Source organism: Peristeroidobacter agariperforans, from assembly GCF_004138335.1.
GTDB lineage: Bacteria > Pseudomonadota > Gammaproteobacteria > Steroidobacterales > Steroidobacteraceae > Steroidobacter > Steroidobacter agariperforans.
Genome location: NZ_RYFW01000003.1, coordinates 169,222 through 189,122, shown reverse-complemented (window position 1 = coordinate 189,122; position 19,901 = coordinate 169,222). Strand labels below are relative to the sequence as shown.

Below are 19,901 nucleotides of genomic sequence, written 5' to 3'. Positions count from 1 at the left end.
CGCTCACTCGAACAGGCTCACGATGCTCTGGTACTTTTCGATGTACCACCGATTCTCGTTGTTGTATCTGGGAATCGTCACCGGATGGACATCGGCGCCTACCGCTTTCCAGACACAAGGACATTTCACCGAAGCGCCTGCGAGCTGCACTCCTGGGCGGCTCAGTTCGTCGAGCTTGACCTTCATGCGGGTCAGGACACGGTAGAGCTTCGTGACATTGCGCGGCCCGCCGTTGTACGCGGCGACCGGAAAGATGCCGAGCACGGCCGGGTTGTCACGATAGGCACGGCGAATATCCGCCCGCATCCCCGCCAGCTCCAGATCCAACAGGCAGACTGCCGCTTTCATGGCGTTGAGCAGATTCGTCGCGCCTCTCTCGAAGACCGGGTCGATATTCGCGCCCCGGCAGCGCCTGACCACGAGCGCATAGGTCCCGTTTCCCCGGCGGTTGGTGAATTGCATCGGCCCGAGCGCGTTTGCGCTGGAGACGCTGTATCGATACGCCTCCTCCTGCTTCAAGCCGTACTGGCTCAGCACCTCATCGAAGGCGACCGTCTGCTTTTGCACGTAGTCGTGGTCATCCGTCTGCTCGATGACCGCAAGCGTCGTGATTACCTGCAAAGGTATGGAGTCGGCGAGCAACTCCCCAGGAAAGGCCGCACTCGGCACCTTCGCGAGACGCAATTCCTCGATCGCCTTGCGCGCGGTGGCAACGAGAAACTCTTTTCCCCCGTTGACGAACCCCGGGTCGAACGTATCTTCGGTAAAGGGCAGATAGATGATGGGCTTCGCGGTCTGGGCGACGGCGCGCCACTGCCCGCGCTTGAGGAGATTGTTGTCGAACACCGGGAACTTGCGTCCGTAGACCTTCAAGGGAGTCCCGTCCTGCGAGAAGGAGAACATCAAGCGTTCGGCGCCGGTGCCCTTCACATGCTTCGCCTGAATGCCGGGCGTGAGGGTGCGAAACTTCAACGGCCGGCGGCCGGGCTGCCACTTGATCGGCGGCCGCGGCAGCTCGATCTGGGCGACGGTCCATTCCTGCTTGATCTCGTTCCATAGCGCAAAGGCCACCGGTCGGCCGCGCAGGACCTGCTTCCTCCCCTTTCCGGTGAAGACGTATTGAAGCTCGACGTCGGCAAGCACCGTCTGCGCTTCAGCAACGAGATCCTGGATCACCTGGTGACGGGTGAGAACGCGACCCTGGACGATCACCTCCTCCGGCCCCTCCTTGGGGGGCTCCGACTCGGCGACGGCCAGGGGCAGCTCGCCCTCTTCCTGCTTCGAGCCTCCTTCCGGGCTGGGCGCCGCTTCCTCGAGCGTCGCTGCCACCTCAGCCGGAGAGCTGCCTTCCGCGTCGATCAGCGTGGGCTCGTCTTCAACGGCGCCGCCGCCGGGCGCCGCGCATCCAGAACAGATCAGCGACACCAGGATCAGGGCCAGCGCAGCCGTTTTCGTCATGCTCATCTTCCGGTTTCTCGATGCTCGATGGATGCGCTCCCATCATAGTGAATTGACTGCCCGCGAGCGCGCGAACATCCACTGCCGCCTTATCGCACGAAAACCTCGTTTGTCCGGCGACACGCGTCTCGAAGCTGAATACGCGAGGTTACGCCGATCACCGAAGGAGCAACGACCATGGCGTCACGGGTCTACATTCTTGGCGGCTACCAGACGGACTTCGCCGACAACTGGGCGCGCAGCGGCCTGGAGATCGCCGATGCCATGCGTTCGACCATCGTGCGCGGCCTGGCTGAAATCCACCTCGCTGCCTGCGACATAGAAGTCGCTCACATCGGCAATTTCGGAGCCGAGCTGTTCTGCAATCAGGGGCACCTTGGCGGCTTGTTTGCCGCCAGCGATCCGGGATTCGATGGCATCCCGGCGTCGCGGCACGAAGGCGCGTGCGCATCCGGAAGCCTGGCGCTACTCGCGGCAGGTGCTGACATCGAGGCAGGACGGTATGGGCTTGCCGCCGTTCTCGGCGTGGAGCAAATGCGCAATGTGCCGGGCGAGCAGGCAGCGAAGCTCATCGGCGGTCCGGCGATGTGGAATGGCCACGAGTACCAGCATGCTCGCTACCCCTGGGTGCAGGTCTTCAGCGACGTAGCGGACGAATACGATCGTCGTTACGGCTTGAAGCAGGAGCATCTGTCCCGCATCGCGCAGATCAATTTCGAGAACGGTAGACGCAACGCCAATGCGCAAACTCGCCGTTGGACCTTCAAGGAGCACAGTTTCAGCGCCGATGACCTCGACAATCCCATCATCGAGGGCCGCACCCGTAAGCAGGACTGCTGCCAGATCACCGATGGCGCCGCAATCGTATTTCTCGCTTCAGAAGAGCGCGCGCACGAGTATGCCAAGCGGCTCGGCAGCGACCTTGCCGCTCTGCCTTACATCAAGGGCTGGGGACATCGAACGGCGCCCATCACGTACGCCGCCAAGATCAAGACCAGCGAAGGCCAGCCCTATGTCTTTCCGCACGTGCGGGGTGCGATTACCGACGCATTCCGCCGCGCCGGCCTTGCCGGCGTCGAACAGATCGACGGCATCGAAACGCACGATTGCTTTACGACCACCGAGTACCTGGCGATCGATCATTTCGGCATCACCCCTCCCGGCCAAAGCTGGCGGGCGATCGAAGCCGGAGACATTGAGATCGGCGGGCGCATTCCCGTAAACCCCAGCGGGGGCTTGATCGGCGGCGGTCATCCGGTCGGCGCCACCGGCGTGCGAATGGCGCTGGACTGCTTCAAGCAGGTGACCGGCGCCGCAGGCGAGTATCAAGTAGCGGGCGCCAAGAACTTCGCCACGCTGAACATCGGCGGCAGCGCGACCACAACGGTGAGCCTGATCGTAGGGCGCTGAATCGGTGCACTACGAGCAGGTGACGCTGGTCCCTCACATGGTGTTCTGCAGCTCTTCCTTGCGAGCGCGCAACTGCTCACCCAGCGCCTTGAGATCCAGCTTGGTCTTGCGCACTTTGGGGAACATCTCGTTGTGCTCCTCCTTGACGTGGTGCTTGATGTATTCACCCAGGACCGTGACCTTGGCTTCCCAGTATTCCTCGCCAGGGTTGCCCGCCTCGATCTGCTCGATGAGATCCTTGGCGGAAGCGTGTTCTACAGTCGCTTCGTCGAGCAGGTCTTCTTCCTTGGGTAACGCCTGTCTCGCCGCGGGATAGAAGATCTCCTCTTCGAGCTGCGTGTGAATCTTCAATTCCAGACAGATTTTGGTCGCCAGCGTCTGTTTGCGTTTGTCGTCCCGTGCTTTCTCGAACTGCTCGAACAAATCCTCGACCAGGCTGTGGTCCGTGCGCAGCAACGCGATCGCATCCTGCGGGCGGCGCGCGGCTTTGGCTTTCGATGAACCTTTCTTACGTGCTTTCGCTGGCATCGAGCTGGCTCCATTGTTGAGATATCACGCAACGTTCGAAGGCTGCGGCGCGTTCCGCTGCTTGTGAGCCAGAGAACTTCCCGTCCAGACCCGCAGATCCCGTGGCTAGCGATACGAGCAACGGCCGCGCGGCGTTTCGGCATCCAGCGTTTCCGACCCGGCCAACGTGAGCTCATCGAAGCCGCGCTGACCGGACGCGACGCGATCGGCGTGTTGCCGACGGGCGGGGGAAAGTCGCTGTGCTTTCAGTTGCCGGCCTTGTTCCTACGTGGCGCCGTGATCGTGGTCTCGCCGCTCATCGCGCTCATGCACGATCAAGTCAGGCGACTGGAAGCGGCGAACATCGAGGCCGCCCGCCTGGACTCGACCGTTGCTCCGGCGGACCAGGAGGCGCAGGAACTCGAAATCGCCGCCGGCGAGCTCGACTTCATCTTCATCACTCCGGAACGGCTGCAGAACGTCGAGCATTTACAGCCCCTCCAGCAGCGCGAGGTGGCGCTATTGGTCGTCGATGAAGCCCATTGCATCTCGGAGTGGGGCCATGACTTCCGACCGGCGTACCTCGAGCTGGGTCAGGCGATCGCCGCGCTCGGTCATCCGCCAGTAATGGCATTGACCGCCACGGCCCCGCCTCAAGTGGTGGACGAGATCGGCGCCAGGCTCGAGTTGGACCGGCCGCTGGTCGTGCAAACGGGTATCGAGCGCGAAAATTTGTTCTTTGAAGTGATTCGCACCGTCAGCCGGCCGGAGAAGGAACAGGCGCTGCTGCAACTACTGGCGAGCGACTCCGGCAGCGGCATCGTCTACGTCGCCACGGTCCGTCGCGCAGACGAGTTGCACACCTGGTTGCGACAACAAGGCATCGACGCGGAGCGGTATCACGGCCGGATGAGCAAAGCTGCGCGGGCGAGTGCACAGAACCGGTTCATGTCGGGCCGCTGTCGGGTCATGGTCGCAACCAATGCCTTTGGCATGGGCGTCGATAAGCCCGACATCCGCTTCATCGTGCACTGGCACTATCCTGGATCGATCGAGAGCTACTACCAGGAGGCAGGTCGCGCGGGTCGCGACGGCAAGCCGGCCCGGTGTGTGCTGTTTTATAAGCTGGAGGACAAACGGATCCGCAGCTTCTTTCTGGGCCGCAAGGGACCGAGGCCCGCGGATGCGATGAAGTTGCTGAAAGCACTGAGCGAGCTGACCTCCACTGGCAAGCCCATCTCCATGAGTGCACTGGCCGAGGCAAGCAGCCTGCACCCGCGCCGCGTCACCGTTTTGATCAATGCGCTGGAAGAGCTGGAGCTGGTGGAACGCTCCGGCCGGGCGCTGCAACCGATAGGAAACTTACGCCCGGAGCAACTGGACGAACTGTTCGGCGACTTCGACGCTCAACACCAAGCCGAGCGCGACCGCCTGGAGGCGATGATTCGTTACAGCGAATCCCTCGAGTGCCGCATGCAGCTGCTGCGCGAATACTTCGGCGAAGATCGCGGTCACCCGTGCGACCACTGTGACAATTGCAGGCGGCCGCAGGAGCGGGTCCACGACGTCGAACCGGCCCCGGTCGAGACACCGACCGAAACGAAATCCCAGTTTGCATCGGGCCGGCGCGTCCGACATCGGACTTTCGGCGAAGGTGAGGTGATCCGCGCCGAGGACGATCAGATCATCGTTTCCTTCCCGCGCCGGGGCGAGAAGCGGATTCTCGCGTCGAAGCTGCGGGTGATCTGAGCCGTGTCGCAAAGTCCTCGCGAGTCAACGCTCGATTGATCCCGAATGCCGCGCGCGTCCCCTCCGCCGCTGCGACGATCGCTAATTGAACGTCGCGCGTGATATTTCCGGCAGCGTAAACGCCAGGGACACTGGTAGAGGAATACTGGCCGCACTTTACACCGCCATCATCCCCATAGTCACATCCGATTACTCGCGACAAGGCAGACTGTTCCGAAGAAGGCGTATCGAAGAACAGCGCCTCACGCGCCAGCGCGTCGCCATCGTGAAATACGATTCGTTTCAATCGGCCGCTGCGGGCTTCGAGCTTTGAAATAGCGGCAGTACGAACCTGGATGCCGTTACGCTGCAGCTGGCGTTGAGCACCCGCCGTCAAACGCTCGCCGTCGGTGCAGAGAACGATATCGGCGGTCCAAGCCGTCATCGCCCTCGCCATTTCAAAGCCACGCTTACCGTGCCCGTAAACTGCAACTGCGCGATCGCGGAACTCCCAACCGTGACAGTACGGGCATTGGAAGACACTCGTGCCGAACAGCTTCTCGATGCCCGGCACCTGCGGCAGGCGATCGAGCACGCCAGTTGCAAGAAGCAACTTGCGTGAACGTACCTCCGAGCCTCGCGCGAACTTCACTTTGAACCCTAGCCCGCCCGCGAGCGGACGAACTCCAACCACCGTTGCCGAGCGCCGCTCGACTTGGTCGTAACGGGCAAGCTCTTCGTGCGCCAGTGCGCGAAACTCTCTGGGATCGATGCCGTCGCGCGTGATAAATCCGTGCATTTGCCTGGAGGCCCAATTACGCGGCGTACCCTTATCGCAAATGAGCACCCTACGCCGCGCCCGCCCCAAAACGAGCGCCGCACTCAGTCCAGCAGGCCCTGCACCTACGATGACCACATCCCAATCTTCCGAACGTCGCATGCACCGCCCTCGCGCTCCTCACTGAGCAACTACATGGCCTCACGCAGGTTCCAAAATCTGGCGCACAAAATAGAGCGCCGCAACGGAGAGGCGCGACTGAAGATATATATAGAGGGAGGAAACAACCGCGGCACGCAGCGGCGCCCCTCGCCGACGCCGGCGCGATAAGCAAGTCGTTGATTCTACTGGACCGAGCGCTCCCTATCGAGCGCCCGGAGACGCCTTACGGAGTCCCGCGCACTGAGCAGCCGACGGGCGCTCGCGATCTGATTCGCAGGACTCCTCCGACTGACCCACTAGACCGAATGTTTGACCTCCACAGGCGCAGGTTCAAATCCCTTCATCGGAACTGCCTGCGTCCACTGAAGACTAGTGAACGCTCAGGAGCGCTTCACCGGACAGCAGCTTTCGACCCCAAAGAGGACGCTCCACTGTCTCGATCTCTGCCGGCCTTTGCTGCATTGAGCAAGAAATCTCTTGGCACGCAGCGTAAACTGGGTTGATGCCAAGTATCAGCGAGCTTGACGAAATTCCTTGGGAACGCCTAAGTCATGCCTACGGCGTGGCATCCGATGTGCCCGGGCAGATTCGGTGCCTGTACTCTGGCGCTCCGGCGGAGCGAGAACGGGCGATTGAGGAATTGTTTCCGAACATCTGGCACCAAGGCACTGTCTACGAGGCCACGGACTTTGCACTGCCCTTTCTCATTGAGCTCCTTCGTAACAAGGGAGTACCGGAGCCACAGCGCGATGATCTCGCTCTTCTCATTGCGTGCATCCTGAGTGGACGGGGTTACTGGGAGGCCCACCAAGCAGTCACGACACTCAATCCGTTCACCAAGAAGCCGATCCCGCATCCTCCCGATCTCGAACAGCGGATTACCAGGGAACGACAAATCGTTGCAGACGTTCGCGAGCGCGGCCTTGCGGCACTGGGACTGCTAGTTCCCTACTTGAAGCATCCGCACGCTGATATACGGCGGACAGTGGCTGAGGCCTTCGCGCACTATCCATTAGAAGCCAACACTCTGATTCCACACCTGCAGGATGCTCTGGGCGTCGAGAGTGACGACGAAGTTCGCCCTGAGATGGCGAACAGCCTCGACACACTCCAACAGAACTCGAGATCGACGCGGTCCTGATCACGCGCTGGAGAGACTTGGCAGCACTTCGCGGACGCTTGTCACGGACTCCGATTCCGACATCGGGTAATGCCAGCAATCGGAGCGTCGATGTCCGCTTCTGGTCCGAAAGCTGGCGTCTCGTGATCACCGCACGCATATCCGCATGAAGACTGCAGGAACACCGTGTAGCGCTTCGTCGCCACTTCCACTGAAGGCTGCTGAGCGATCTTGGGCCAGTACGTTCTCGCCGTCTTCGATCCGGCCCAGTGGGCGTACTACGCGCTCGCCTGCCACAATTCATCGCAGATTCCCCGAGATGGCGGGATTAGAATCGTGGCATCGGGTTCGGATGCCCAGCGACGTCAAAGGAATGTCAGCTCCTTGCCGAGCCGTTCGGCATCGCCTGCAAATCGCCTATGGAAAATCTTGCTCGCCCTCTGGTAGCAGCTGCACTTTGTATAGTTTTGGTTGCCGGGTGCTCGGAATCTCTGCCGCCGCCCGATGTACAGTTCCTTGCTTCAGACCTTCATTTCACGATCGGCGGTCAACACATCGTAACTCCCGCCGTTGCGATCGGCATGCCCGACCACACGTTTGACCTGAGCGAACGCAAGCCCAAACAGAGCCTCAGGGATCGGCTAACGCGGTCGGCGAGCGATCCGAAAAGACCCGCCAGAGCAGACAATCTCGAACTTGTGATCAGGCAATATGCGGGCGACTATCTAGGTTCGAGCAATATCTGTCCTTTGCTCGCGCGGAAGTGGTCGCAATCATTATGCCTCGGGACGCATGACGGCCTACTTCGACGTTTGCCTGAAAGGTTCGAGCTCTTGGACCGTAACAAGCTAGATCTCCTCCAGTATCACTGGACGGTTGGCAAGGAGCGTCAATACGACCAGGTCAAAGACATGGCCCTCCGAGCGGGCGCCACCGAAGTCGGATGCGACAAACAATCAAACTTTTGTACTGCAGTGGTCGAGGTGCTACCGGGACTGCTGGCGATCTGGACAGTGTGGAGCGACGACACGACCGGAGTGCCAGCTCGGGCGATGGCTGATACGCAAGGTACAGCCATCGTTCAGTTCGTCCGCCGGGCGCTAGGTCCCGTTGAAGATCCGACGCTGGTCGATGCAATCTAAGCTCGACCGTGGTCGAACTCACGCGGCCCAATCACCTTACGCGGATACGCGCGACGACCGCAGGAACAGGGCAAATCGCTTCTGCGCGACCAGTCCACTGAAGGCTATTGAGCGCTTTGGACTATCCGACTGGCTTGCCAACCATCGGCCGATGACTATAATGACTATCCTGACCAATTGAAGGAGAGGCATCGTGGACAACGACCTTTGGACGGTGGCAGAGGCAAAAGCCAAACTGAGCGAAGTCATCGAACATGCCCAGAAGGAAGGCCCGCAAGTTATCACCCGTAACGGGCGCCGTGCCGTGGTTGTCGTTGACGCTGCAGAATGGGAACGAAGAACAAAACGCAGCGGCAATCTCGCCGAATTCTTCGCAGCGTCTCCCCTGCGCAGTTCGGGTTTGAAGGTCCGCAGACCGAAAGATCGGATGCGCCCGACTGATCTATGAACTTCCTGCTCGATACCAATGTCGTTTCCGAATGGACGAAACCCCGCCCAGATGCCGGTGTCGTAAGCTGGCTCTCGGAGATCGACGAGGATTCGGTTTATCTCAGCGTGATCACCTTCGCTGAATTGCGCCATGGTATTGAGAGACTGCCGACGGGTAAGCGCAAGAAACAGCTGGATGAGTGGCTAAAGGGAGAATTGCCGCTCCGGTTCGAGCAGCGCATCTTGCCGGTGGATGGAGCCGTAGCCGATGAGTGGGGTCGCTTGGTTGCCCGCCACGAATCCCTCGGTCGCCCCATCCATGCAATGGATGCAATCATCGGAGCCACCGCCCAAGTGCATGCCCTTACCTTGGTCACTCGCAACACTTTGGACTTTGAAGCCTCTGTGAAATCTATAGTGAATCCTTGGAAGTAGTGCTGCTATCTGACCCGTATCCGCATTCTGATCACCAGAACAGCGCAAATCCCCTCCTCTTCGGAACTGCCTGTATCCACTAACGGCTGCTCAGTGCTCTGTTGCGCCGGTTGAGCGGAAGTGCGCCAAGCAGCAGGCCGCATCCGCAAAGCAGGGTGTTACCCCGCTTCTTGGGGCGGCCGCGCCGGACTTCCAATTCTTACGGGTCGAACGGAGTCAGCTCGCCCCGATTTGCCACAATCAATCCATCAATCTGCCTCAGTCAAGATTCATCCTGATCCGAGCCGCCTCGATCCGACGCGCTAGATGCCGCGCGGCTCGTGAACTCAAGTAGTGGGGTACAGAAACGAGATGCGTTGGACCCTTGCCATTCTCATCACAGCGGCCTTGATCGCTGGCTGCGCTCCGATTTGTGAAAACGAAGTATCGGCTGCGGCACGTTCGCCATCTGGGAAGATGAAGGCCGTGCTTTTTAATCGAGACTGCGGCGCCACGGTCGGCCTCAATACTCAGGTGTCGGTTCTGTCGGCTGAAGCGGTGTTGCCAAACGACGGGGGCAACGTTCTAATAGTTGACGACGATGTTCCCTTGGCGTTGCAATGGGAGTCAGATGGTTCGCTGAAGATAACCGGTACGCTGCCTTCTCGAATATACAAGCAAGAGCACGTCGTTGCGGGCGTTCGCATCACCTATGGCAACTACAAGCGCTCCGAGAAGACGCTGTAGAGCGGCGCGAAGCCCCCTTGCCCCGATAGTCCTCATCGCACGCGAACGCGCACCGAGACCGCCGGAACAGCGTGTAGCCCCTCACCCCGACCACATGTCCTGCACCTTTCAACAGGGCCGCAGGTTGCATGGAAAACTCCGCCCACAGCGATCCATCGGTGCTGGGCGAAAGCATGATTTCGCCCAGCATGTCGCGCAGAATCGCCCGCGCTTCGGCGGCAGCGACAATATCGTCACCCAAGCCTCGATCGATCTGATCCCGATAGTAGTCGGCAGTTCGCGGCAGCATGGCGAGCACCCGCGCGTTCTCACGCTCAGCCGGGCGGGTATCGCTCAGTTCGGCGCGCTTGGTCCCGGCACGCTCGATCGCAGCTTGCAATTCGTCGGCTGTGAGGTCCGGATCACCGCACTTCAGCCGCTCCCGCAGTCGTTCGATTCGGGCATCCAATGCCTGCAGTTCCAGAGGAAGCGCCTGTACTCGCATCGCAGCCTGCTTCACCTGCTCGGCATAAGCGACCTGCATTTCCTTCGCCATCTGGCGTACTCGCTCCGGCGCCAACAGATCACCGCGAAGTCGGCCCAGGATCGTCCGTTCGATGGAATCACGTCGCACTCGGATTTGGTTCGAGCACGCACCACCATTCCAGTGACCGCTACATGCGTAGCTCCGGGCATCGGCAATGACGTAGTGGACTTTGCACACGTTGCACACCAGCAGCCCGCTCAGCAGGTACTTTGCCCGACCGCCGCTCTTGAGCCGTTTATCGCTGTTGGCTGAGGCGCGCGTGCGATCCTGGGCACGCTCATACCACCGTCCAGCCTTCGAACTCCGCACCCTTACGACAGTTGCGGAACTGATCTTCGATACTGGCCGCCCGCTGCAGGTCGGTGCTGAAACGCGCATAGAGAGCGGCTTTCATTTTCGCGACTCCATTTGTTTCAAGTAACGATCGATGGCCCGGCGAATCTGTTCACTGACCGGCGTATCGAGTTTGTCCTTGAGCTTCAGGAGCGCGGCGTGCTGCTCGTGAGTCAGATACACCATCACGGGCTTCACGTTGACGGGTTTTGATGGCATGGCCGGTCCGTACACTTGATCGCCTGGGCTGATACTAGCCATGTTTCTTTTCATCATCAACGTTCGGCGGCGATGGATGCGGGACCTCACCGGAATCGCCACACGCATCCTCAGGGCGCGGACCCCGCGCCGCTGACTCTTGCAGAAGCCGATTGAGCGCCACGCGCGCAAAGACCCGCGCGAGTTCATCAAGGAGGTGAGGCGGATAGCTCACTTGCCAAACCGTCTTAGCGGCCGAGGTATATCGCCGTGATTTGTGGACGCCTGTGGCCCAACTCGTAGGTGATGGTCCGGCGAGCGAAGACATCCTGCAGCTGCTGCTCGCGCGTGAGTGTTCGCGATGGTGGACCGCCGGCAGCGGGGGCTTTCCAGCCCGTGAGCGCTTCATAGCGAGCCTGCGCGTAATGATGTCGCAGCCCGTGCATACGACGTAAACCCGCAGCTTTGCACTGGCTGTCGTACAGGTGCCGCTGCTGCTTGTAGCTCTTGTCCGCCGGGATGAGCGAACCAGTTCCGGCGAGCTTATGTGCTTCATTGAGCACGACGCGCTGTTCGGGCGTTGTTATCGGAATCGTTCGCGGACGTCCGCCTTTGGCCCACGAACCCCTGAGTACGACGCAATTGCCTTTGTCTGCATAGCTCGGCCGGAACTTGATGGGACATTGCGGTTTTGCCGCCGAACCGTTCCACGATCTGCGTGAGCGCCTTCATCGCGGTGTACAGCCGATTGGTGGCGCAGCGGCGGATGACGTGAGGAACTGCATCACCGAGATCAACGTCGCCATGTGAAGCAATATTGATCTCGGCATGTGCAGCAATATCGCAGACGACTATCACGTCATGAACTAGATCGAGTTCCCTGAAGACGCCTTCGAGCTGTCGCCTGATCTTCCCGATCTGTTCCTCGTTGCTCTTGAGGAATGGGATGGATTGGTGAGCAGATTGACTCTCGCTCATAGCCCACCCCCACTTGCGCGGAGATGGAGGGGACAACAACTCCCTCAACTAAGGTTGGGCGGCAGAAAGCGACAGGATCGAATTGAAAACAGCGAAACCCGCGACCCGGTCGCGGGATAATGACGGCAGCCATGACAGCACCTCTGTTGTGCGGTCGTGGTTAGGGCTGTCGTCGGTGTTCCACCACCGGCGGCGGCCCGCCCTGTTTGACAACGGTGAAGGCGAGCGAAAAGGGTCCGTCACATCGCCTACATCGGCGGCACAGCGTAGCGGACACGCTCGGCGGCGGGAACTGCAGGAACAGCACAAATCGGTTTACCGCCGCCGCGATCAACAAGTTAGGCGAATTGAACCTGCAGTGACCTCAATAGATTTGTCGGCGCGTCCACTTCCAGAACAAAGGAAGTAGATATGGAACACCCATTAATCACCGGTGGCGGGGAGAGGGTCCGGACATATGAGCTTGGGGAGGTATAAAGCCGTTCTGCGGAACCATTCCACCGAAGGCTCCAGAATTCCACATCGCTCAGTTGTAAAATTAGAGGGAGGTCTATTCACAATGACGAATCAATTGCCGCTCCTCGGTCATTCTCGGACATCCCGAGCGCTGGCTTCGGTACTGGGTTTCCTGCTATTGGTCAATCCGGTGGCGGCGACGCAAGGTGACTTTCGGGTGCTGCAGATTTCCATGCTCTGCTTCTACAAGGAACCGAAGTACAAAACCCCCTTCGTCAAAATGCTTGAGGCACGAGCCGATTTTGGTGGATGGGCAGCGTTGGATGCCGACCCGATCGCTCAATGCATACGGAAGATGGATTGGGATGCGAACTCATTCTGTGCGGACCTGGCGTCTGTGAACGCTGAGGATCGACGGGCCATCGACGCCATGTTCCGAGCGCACTCAGACGAGTTCGACACGCTGCGACCAGCGATCGAATTCATCGGTCAATACACCGACGCTCGGATGTTCTCTAGCGAGAAGGCTCCGTCGTGCCCGTTCACGTAGGAACATGGCCTTGCCCGCGTCCAGTAATGGAGAGTTGAACAACGTCCGGCCGAGAGCAGACGCTTCGTAATCACCGCACGCGTACCCGCATGGAGACCGCAGGAACAACGCGTAGCGCTTCTTGCCTATCACTCCACGGAGCACCGCTGACATCCACCGATGACCGCAGAGAGTGCAAAGCCGCCTGAACGCCTCTAACCAACCAGGATTGAATTCCCATCCATTCCTTACTAGTATGAATTCTGTAAGGACCGGAGGTGAAGCCATGAGCACAGATTCGACGTTGACCAGTAAGGGACAGACCACTATTCCTAAAGACATCCGGGAAACCCTGGGGATGAAATCCGGCGACCGGATGACTTTTACCATGCTGCCGGATGGCACCGTTCTCATGCGCGTCAAGAACAAGAGCGTGATGAGTCTTGCCGGAAGCCTGCGGAAGAAAGGGCAAAAGGCCGTTCCGGTTGAGCTGCTGTCCCGATAATGCTCGGCCTCGACACCAATGTTTTGGTGCGCTTTCTCGTTCAAGACGATCAGGCGCAGTTCGAGCGCGCGCAGAAGCTGATCGGTCGCGAGTTACGCACCGGTAGCGGTGTACTCATCAGCCTCCTGGTATTGCTAGAAACAGAATGGGTACTGCGAAGCCGCTACAGCTTGGCAAAGTCGGAGATCCTCGCCGCGTTCTCAGGACTCCTTGCGTCAGCCGAGTTGCGATTTGAAGACGAGCATTCCATCGAGAAGGCTCTGTTCGCATGGAAAGACTCGCCTGCCGACTTTGCGGATTGTCTAATCGGCGCAAGGCATCGTGCCCTGGGATGCCGCGCAACTGCTTCGTTCAACGTCAAGGCAACAAAGCTGCCAGGGTTTATTGCGGCCTGATGTCCTGCATCGGAGATACGCAATTCGAGCTACCTCACTCGAATCCGGATCGGTACCGCAGCAGGAACGGCGCAAATCCCTTCGGCGGCATTGCCTGCGTCTACTAGCGGGAGCCGTATCCCTCGCGGACTCACGGCGAAGAATGAGTCACTGCGCTCGAACATCGCTCGCGTCGATATCCGCGGTGTGATCAGCACGAACGCTCAACCTGCGCTTGGACTATCTAGTGGGACTCCGATGTCTGCAACGCGCGAGCTGAATCCATTCTGATTGTTCCGTCCTTCTCGACGATTGCTCGATCGGTTTTCAGCACGAGACCTGCGAACGAAATTCGCACTGCGCCTACCGCGACCGTCGAGCCATCGGGCCTGTTATCGATAGTGCCTGGATTGATTGTCACCCGAGGTTGATCGGTACTCTTCGATCTGATGATGACGTTGCCTGAATAGTCGATGTCGCCGTTTTCTAACGTTGACACGCGATCCGCAGAGAACTCGATCTGCGGATCTTCTTGGTGCTGCTCGCCCGAATCTCCCGGCTCGGGCTGGGCTGCCCAGACAACATAACTGCCAGAGGTGATCAGCACGGACGTCAGTACAATCCCGGAAAGCCGGCGCGAGAAGCCTGGTAAGGGATGTTTAAGCATGGCGACTCTCTCTTTCAATGGATGGCTAGATTGCCAATGGCATCCGATCGGCATACGCCACGCTGAATCGGCGGCGAGTTGCGTCTTGAGCAAAGCCTCGGCGTACCGGCGTCGTCCTGTGTCCGATTCAACGAATACGGCCGCGTCACACGCCAGCTCCTGATCGAACCGTAACCGCGCTATGGCCCAGTACATCAGTGGATTGAACCAGAAGAGACATAGCCAGATTGTGGCGATGCCATTGACGAGTACGTCGAATCGCTTCTTGTGTGCCTCCTCGTGCGCCAGCACCAAGGTGCGTTCTTCCGGGGTGTACATATTCTCGAAGTCGATCGGAAGCACGATGCGAGGACGCCAAATGCCAACGAGTACAGGGCCGATGACAGAGGCGCTGCGATACGTACCGTCCTGAGCAGCCGTCACGTTGCGCAAGGAGCGGATGAACGCTCTCTGCCTCCTCACCATGAACGCGAAGATCAACACGCAGCCCGAGGCCCAAACAACCACTCCCACCGTGGCGTAATCGGCACCTGCATAGACGTGTTTCTCTGATGACGCAGCCGAAGGGAGTGCGCTGAGCACCAGACGCGGAAAAGTGAGGCTTGCCGCTTCCAAGGATTGAGAGGGCGCCGGAAGTGACACAACGAGCGCACTAGCGGGCACAAGCAGCCACAACAGATAGCCCACTTGCGCACCGGCAAAACGCCTCAGCGGTTTGCGCGTGAGCCCTACAACGAAAATCGCCAGGCTGGCTGCGACCGTCAGCTCTGCGATCACGTACATCGGGCTAACGCTCATCTTCGAGCTCCTCGATCAGGCGTTTGAGTTCCGCGAGGTCCTTCTTGGTCAACTTCCGCTGCTTGCTAAAATGCGCCACGAGCGGCGCGACGCGACCGCCAAACAGCCGGTCCAGAAGTCCCTTGCTTTCGCGCGCGAGCCATTGGTCGCGCTGAAGCACGGGAGAGTACAAATAGCGGCGACCGTCTCTCTGAGCGCTGATAGCTCCTTTCTTCAATAGACGATTTAGCAGTGTCTTGATCGTCGGCTCCTGCCAATCCTGCCGATTCTTCAGAGCGGCCACCACGTCCTCTGTGGAGACCGGACTGGTCCGCCACAACACTTCCATCACCGCTGACTCCGCCTCGCTGATGGAAGGAAGGTCTTCCATGGACTTCTCCTGCGTTACGATTACAAGTGTAGACAGTTTTCAGTTTACACGTGTAATCAATATGGTCAAGCGGTTCAGTGCCATGGGCGGAAAAAGGGACGACCAAATCATTTCTGGCGCACACGACAACTTGAGGCGAATGGCGAAATGGCTCAAGCAGTCATCGGACGCGCACCCGCACGGAGACTGCAGGAACAGCGGGTAGCGCCTCTCCGGAATTGCCTGCATCCGCTGAAGGCCGCTGAGCGCTCTGGAGTGCTGTTCCGGGATGCCAGAGCGGCATCATCCCTTATGGCATGCAATGAGATTACGAGAGTGTGCAGGCACCGGTGTCGTTACATTGCCTTATTAGACGCCCAAGTGATCCAGCGCTTTACTTTCTTGCTGATCGCGATCGGGTTGGCTTTTTTCCCGAGTGTCGAGTATCGAGTGCTCCTGGTGGACGGCCCCGGACACCGAGTTCTATGGATATCCTCTGCCGTGGAACTCGCGCTCTATCGCATTTTCTTTGGCAAAACACATCTATGTTGTGCCACTTCTCCTGGATACTGTCTTCTTTCTCTTTGTTGGATACTGCCTCTGGCGCTGGTTGGCGCCGCGGCTCTGGCTTCTGCAGCCAATGATGCGTCGGTCGGTCCTGGCAGGAATTTGGGCGTATGGCGTCTGCGCCGCTGCGAGCGCACTGATTGTAAGCATCGCTTTCGACTTCTTTCCGAGCGCTTGGTACCGCCTTCCCATTGCGGACGTACTGAGCGTTCACGTACACCTATCCTTATGATCAGGCACGGGTGAACTCACGCGCCTGATCGTCCGCTCCTGGGCCCGAAGCCGGCCGCTCGTGTCATCGCACGCGCACCCGCACAGAGGCTGCAGGAACATCGTGTAGCGCTTCTTCGCGATCAGTCCACGTAAGGCCGCAGATATCCACACTGGATTGAGACCGCGCGCGCCTCACTCAATTGACTTGCCTAATCGATATCGAATTCGCGCGTGGCACGGTCTTGAGCTCAGCGAGGTGAGCTCGGCAAGCTCGAGCAATTGAAATACGTGACTTTCGCATCGCTGAATGCATTGACGTTGAAGCCGCCAATGCTCTTTTCACTGGGCAGCATCACGTATACGTAGTTAGCGCCCTTCGCTGACGCCGAATCCACTGCGCCCTGGGTGACGCGGTCGGCGGCCACCGCCCGATCGAGATTGCCCTTAAAGCCCCACTCCTGTTGCTCCTCGCCGAGCTTCTGGCACTGATATTCAGTCTTGGGCTCGGCCTGACCTGCCAGAACTCGCTCACCCGACTTGGCTTGATAGTCTTTGACGGTGAGCTGTCCAACCGCGGAGCACGCGGCAAGCGAGATAGCAAGAAACGCGATTGGCAGAGCTGTACGCGGCATGGTATTCCCTCGACGAATAAACGCAGCGTAGATCCGAGGTTCTTACGAAGATCTGTAGCAGTTCTCAGTTCTTTCAGCGCCCAGGCGGGCAAGGCGCCCGGAAAATACAGTTGACTGTCCCAATATGCTCGGCCCGATCCATTAAGGTCGTTACTCGGGGCAGCACCCGGCGCTTCGGTTCGAAATCTCGGGCGACCAGATGCACCCCGTGACGGCGACGCATCCACAACATCTCATCGTTTCGCGATTTTTTTCGACTCAGCAATGCGGGCGGAGCCGGATGATCTTGGGTGCATTAACGAACAGTGTTTGCGCTTCTTCTCGACATTCCATCAAGGCTATGAAGGATTCGGCGAGTACGAAGGCATACAAAAGGAAAGCGCGCGCGCACCCCAATGACGGATGGCCTGTTCCAGATTCTGGCCGCGCTTCGTTCCGCTTGCTCGAACTGGCAGCTCCAGCAGCTCACGCAGGTATGGATTTGATTACTTCGCTTCGCTGCCGCGGCGCCGGTAATAATGAACCGCGACGATGAGCAGCAAAGGTCCCCACAAAGCCAGCGGGGCATAACAGGCAACGAACAACCATCGCCATGCCCACGAGGAGAATCGGCCGAGGACCGCGTGTGTCGGGTCGACCACAACTTGCAAAACATTGGACACTAGCGGTGCAGTAATAAAGATGATGGCGATGCCCCCCGCCACCGCGATCAGGAAAGCAGGCCTTCGCGGAACATTCCTTCCGCCCAGCACGGGAACCCAGCGCGGGAAGACCTCGCCCCAACGCGCGACCAGGCCAATGGCCAGATACGCCGCGCCGCATGTGAATGCGCACAGGAACAACAGGTACAGCACGCCATACGCAAATGATGGCCCGCCGCTGCGCTCGAGCAGTGGCGGACCCAGCAGCCCGAGGTTGACACCGAAGATGTGGAACAGTCGCCAAAGCGTCGAGGGCACGGGCAGCAGAGCGATCAGCACGGCAAGCGCCCTGATGGCCTTCGGCACGCGCTGCTCGGTTCTATTCATTCGAGCCTGCAGCTTCTTTCACTCGGCGGGCGCACTCCCCGGAGACAGAGCTTGAATGCGAGTCGCGCTGGTAAGTCTCAGCAACACAACGGTCACTGCAATCGCCGCGACCGCGGCGACGTAGTAAGCAGGCGCAAGTGGACTGGAGCGCAGCCACAATGTGACGATGATCGGCGTCAGCCCGCCTGAAATGGCATACGCAAGATTGTATGAGAGCGAAATCCCCGAATAGCGAATGGTGGGTGGAAACTCGTTCACGAGCACTACCGGCACCGCCCCGACCACGCCGACGCAAAGCCCTGCAAGCGGATATACCCAGCCGAAGTACCGCGGTGCGTATGTCAGCGCGATGAAGAGCAGCAAGGAGGACGCAACCATCCCCATGCAGCCGACGAGCAGCACTCGATCGACGCCGAAGCGATCGGCGCCCGCTCCGCATAACACGCAGCCGACCGCCAGCGCGACCGTCGCCCACATGTTCGCTTGCAGCGAAGCTTGAACAGCGATGCCGTAGTTCGTCTGCGCCAGCGTGGGGGTCATCAGAATCACGATGACGATGCCCACCGTCAGCAGCCAGCTGAAAACCATGCAGCGAATCACGTTCCATCGGTGCCCCGCCAGCACGTGCCGCAGGGGAAGTCCTTCTACCAGCTGGCGTCGCTCGCGCAGCGCCTGGAAGACCGGCGTTTCACTCAGATACCGCCGCAGCCACAAGGCCAGCAGGCCAAACAGGCCGCCGACGATGAAGGGAACGCGCCAATAACCCGACAGCACCTGCTGCGTAGTCCACAACAGATTGACGATACTCGCGGTCACCGAGCCCAGCAGGATGCCAACGGTCAACCCGGCGGTCAGCACCCCGCACGCGAGCCCGACGCGCTCGGCGGGCACATGCTCCGAAACGAACACCCAGGCGCCGGGCACCTCCCCGCCAACCGCCGCGCCCTGCAAAATGCGCAAGATCAACAGCAGCAACGGCGCGAACGCGCCGATCGCGGCATAGGTGGGCAACAAACCCATCAGCAGCGTCGGGACCGCCATGAGCAGCACACTGAACATGAACATGCGCTTGCGCCCGCTTCGATCGCCGAAGTGCGCCATGAGAACACCGCCGAGCGGACGCGCCAGGTATCCAGCGGCAAAGATTCCGAAGGTCTGCAGCTGGCGCAGCCAGTCGGGCATGTCCGGCGGAAAGAACAACGCACCGATGGTCGCTGCGAAATAGACGAAAATGATGAAGTCGTAGAACTCCAGCGCGCCGCCCAAGGCGGCCAGTAGCAGCGTGCGCCCGTCCTGCGCAGATAGATTCCGAGCATGCATTGAGATATCCGGATGTGGCGTGCACTTCGACACTGAAGATTCTATGGACCGGGATCGCGAGCGAACATTCCCTAACCCGGCGAATAAGCCAGGCACTCGACCTCGACGCGCGCACCGAGCGCGAGCTCTTTGACACCGACCGCGCTTCGTGTTGGATAGGGCGGCTTGAAGAACTCACGATAAACGGCGTTGAATGCGCTCCATTCGGTCATGTCTACCAGAAATATCGTGCACTTGATGACTTGGTCGAGGGCCGAACCATGCCGCTGGAGGACCTGCTCGATATTAACCAGCGCTTGCCTGGATTCCGCTCTGACGCCGCCCGGCACGGGAGCAGGCTCATCACCCGGGACATTGCCGATCTGCCCCGAGAGATACAGCAAGTCCCCGGCACGGACCGCCTCTGAAAAAGGCAGTTTCAGCTTCTCCGCGTTTGGAGAATTGAGGAATCGGGCGCTTTCGGCAGAGAGACAGGCGCCCGCGAACGACGCTACGAGAGCGATGAGAACGAGGTTGATTTTGTACCGAGTCAT

Annotated in this window: 22 protein-coding genes and 1 pseudogene; 10 read left to right on the top strand and 13 right to left on the bottom strand. The window is 59.6% G+C overall.

The genetic code is table 11. The annotated features are described in order from the left end of the window. Positions 1-3: 3 nt before the first annotated feature. Positions 4-1,464, bottom strand: coding sequence for a hypothetical protein (locus tag EK373_RS23010; RefSeq protein ID WP_129646340.1), 1,461 nt, complete (start codon positions 1,462-1,464; stop codon positions 4-6). A gap of 171 nt (positions 1,465-1,635) precedes the next feature. On the opposite strand from EK373_RS23010, the gene EK373_RS23005 reads away from it, so the two are divergent. Then, positions 1,636-2,868 (top strand): acetyl-CoA acetyltransferase, encoded by a 1,233-nt coding sequence (locus EK373_RS23005; protein ID WP_129646338.1) that lies wholly within the window; start codon positions 1,636-1,638, stop codon positions 2,866-2,868. A gap of 33 nt (positions 2,869-2,901) precedes the next feature. Here the strand turns inward: EK373_RS23005 and EK373_RS23000 are convergent, their stop codons facing one another. Then, a complete protein-coding gene (locus EK373_RS23000) occupies positions 2,902-3,396 on the bottom strand; it encodes a hemerythrin domain-containing protein (protein WP_129646336.1) in 495 nt (164 codons plus the stop codon). A 63-nt stretch (positions 3,397-3,459) separates the two neighbouring features. Between EK373_RS23000 and EK373_RS22995 the strand changes: the two genes are divergently transcribed. Then, entirely contained in the window at positions 3,460-5,124 is a 1,665-nt protein-coding gene (locus tag EK373_RS22995) for a RecQ family ATP-dependent DNA helicase (RefSeq protein ID WP_129646334.1), read from the top strand. On the opposite strand, the gene EK373_RS22990 is transcribed toward EK373_RS22995, so the two are convergent. Continuing rightward, complete coding sequence (locus EK373_RS22990) at positions 5,060-6,043, bottom strand: NAD(P)/FAD-dependent oxidoreductase (RefSeq protein WP_129646332.1); 984 nt, start codon at positions 6,041-6,043, stop codon at positions 5,060-5,062. The two genes, EK373_RS22995 and EK373_RS22990, sit on opposite strands and share 65 nt — an antisense overlap. A gap of 502 nt (positions 6,044-6,545) precedes the next feature. Here EK373_RS22990 and EK373_RS22985 point away from each other — a divergent pair. The 5 genes from EK373_RS22985 (at position 6,546) to EK373_RS22965 (ending at position 9,895) form a co-directional block, all read left to right on the top strand. After that, a complete protein-coding gene (locus EK373_RS22985; protein ID WP_129646330.1) occupies positions 6,546-7,184 on the top strand; it encodes a HEAT repeat domain-containing protein in 639 nt (212 codons plus the stop codon). 398 nt (positions 7,185-7,582) lie between these two features. Continuing rightward, complete coding sequence (locus EK373_RS22980; protein ID WP_129646328.1) at positions 7,583-8,305, top strand: hypothetical protein; 723 nt, start codon at positions 7,583-7,585, stop codon at positions 8,303-8,305. Between the two features lie 193 nt (positions 8,306-8,498). Then, complete coding sequence (locus EK373_RS22975; RefSeq protein WP_198683569.1) at positions 8,499-8,753, top strand: type II toxin-antitoxin system Phd/YefM family antitoxin; 255 nt, start codon at positions 8,499-8,501, stop codon at positions 8,751-8,753. Then, entirely contained in the window at positions 8,750-9,169 is a 420-nt protein-coding gene (locus EK373_RS22970; RefSeq protein WP_129646324.1) for a type II toxin-antitoxin system VapC family toxin, read from the top strand. Before EK373_RS22975 ends, EK373_RS22970 begins: the two co-directional genes overlap by 4 nt. Before the next feature lie 351 nt (positions 9,170-9,520). Beyond that, entirely contained in the window at positions 9,521-9,895 is a 375-nt protein-coding gene (locus tag EK373_RS22965) for a hypothetical protein (protein WP_129646322.1), read from the top strand. Here the strand turns inward: EK373_RS22965 and EK373_RS22960 are convergent. The 4 genes and pseudogenes from EK373_RS22960 to EK373_RS22950 all read right to left on the bottom strand — a co-directional run. Continuing rightward, positions 9,855-10,730: a zinc ribbon domain-containing protein gene (locus EK373_RS22960; RefSeq protein ID WP_269813711.1), complete on the bottom strand. Its 876-nt coding sequence runs from the start codon at positions 10,728-10,730 to the stop codon at positions 9,855-9,857. The genes EK373_RS22965 and EK373_RS22960 overlap by 41 nt on opposite strands. Then, a complete protein-coding gene (locus EK373_RS33470; RefSeq protein WP_198683568.1) occupies positions 10,699-10,815 on the bottom strand; it encodes a recombinase family protein in 117 nt (38 codons plus the stop codon). The genes EK373_RS22960 and EK373_RS33470 overlap by 32 nt, the downstream gene beginning before the upstream one ends. Next, the gene (locus EK373_RS22955) at positions 10,812-11,015 is read right to left on the bottom strand and encodes a ribbon-helix-helix domain-containing protein (protein WP_129646318.1); all 204 of its coding nucleotides are present in this window, start codon (positions 11,013-11,015) and stop codon (positions 10,812-10,814) included. The genes EK373_RS33470 and EK373_RS22955 overlap by 4 nt, the downstream gene beginning before the upstream one ends. Before the next feature lie 185 nt (positions 11,016-11,200). Next, a pseudogene (locus EK373_RS22950) lies at positions 11,201-11,629 on the bottom strand (integrase domain-containing protein); the annotation flags it as partial. Between the two features lie 860 nt (positions 11,630-12,489). Between EK373_RS22950 and EK373_RS22945 the strand changes: the two are divergent. The 3 genes from EK373_RS22945 to EK373_RS22935 all read left to right on the top strand — a co-directional run bounded on the left by EK373_RS22945 (position 12,490) and on the right by EK373_RS22935 (position 13,815). After that, positions 12,490-12,936: a hypothetical protein gene (locus EK373_RS22945; protein ID WP_129646314.1), complete on the top strand. Its 447-nt coding sequence runs from the start codon at positions 12,490-12,492 to the stop codon at positions 12,934-12,936. Between the two features lie 265 nt (positions 12,937-13,201). Beyond that, positions 13,202-13,420 carry an AbrB/MazE/SpoVT family DNA-binding domain-containing protein gene (locus EK373_RS22940; RefSeq protein ID WP_129646312.1) on the top strand — a complete coding sequence of 73 codons (219 nt, stop codon included), beginning with the start codon at positions 13,202-13,204 and terminating at the stop codon, positions 13,418-13,420. Then, entirely contained in the window at positions 13,420-13,815 is a 396-nt protein-coding gene (locus EK373_RS22935; RefSeq protein WP_129646311.1) for a PIN domain-containing protein, read from the top strand. The genes EK373_RS22940 and EK373_RS22935 overlap by 1 nt, the downstream gene beginning before the upstream one ends. Before the next feature lie 223 nt (positions 13,816-14,038). On the opposite strand, the gene EK373_RS22930 is transcribed toward EK373_RS22935, so the two are convergent. From EK373_RS22930 to EK373_RS22905, 6 genes are all read right to left on the bottom strand, one after another. Continuing rightward, positions 14,039-15,259 (bottom strand): M56 family metallopeptidase, encoded by a 1,221-nt coding sequence (locus EK373_RS22930; protein ID WP_129646309.1) that lies wholly within the window; start codon positions 15,257-15,259, stop codon positions 14,039-14,041. Continuing rightward, complete coding sequence (locus tag EK373_RS22925) at positions 15,249-15,629, bottom strand: BlaI/MecI/CopY family transcriptional regulator (protein WP_129646307.1); 381 nt, start codon at positions 15,627-15,629, stop codon at positions 15,249-15,251. The genes EK373_RS22930 and EK373_RS22925 overlap by 11 nt, the downstream gene beginning before the upstream one ends. A 1,007-nt stretch (positions 15,630-16,636) precedes the next feature. Beyond that, positions 16,637-17,020 (bottom strand): hypothetical protein, encoded by a 384-nt coding sequence (locus EK373_RS22920; RefSeq protein WP_129646305.1) that lies wholly within the window; start codon positions 17,018-17,020, stop codon positions 16,637-16,639. A 485-nt stretch (positions 17,021-17,505) separates the two neighbouring features. Then, positions 17,506-18,048, bottom strand: coding sequence for a hypothetical protein (locus EK373_RS22915; protein ID WP_129646304.1), 543 nt, complete (start codon positions 18,046-18,048; stop codon positions 17,506-17,508). An 18-nt stretch (positions 18,049-18,066) separates the two neighbouring features. After that, entirely contained in the window at positions 18,067-19,368 is a 1,302-nt protein-coding gene (locus EK373_RS22910; RefSeq protein ID WP_129646303.1) for an MFS transporter, read from the bottom strand. Between the two features lie 71 nt (positions 19,369-19,439). After that, complete coding sequence (locus EK373_RS22905) at positions 19,440-19,901, bottom strand: RidA family protein (RefSeq protein WP_129646301.1); 462 nt, start codon at positions 19,899-19,901, stop codon at positions 19,440-19,442.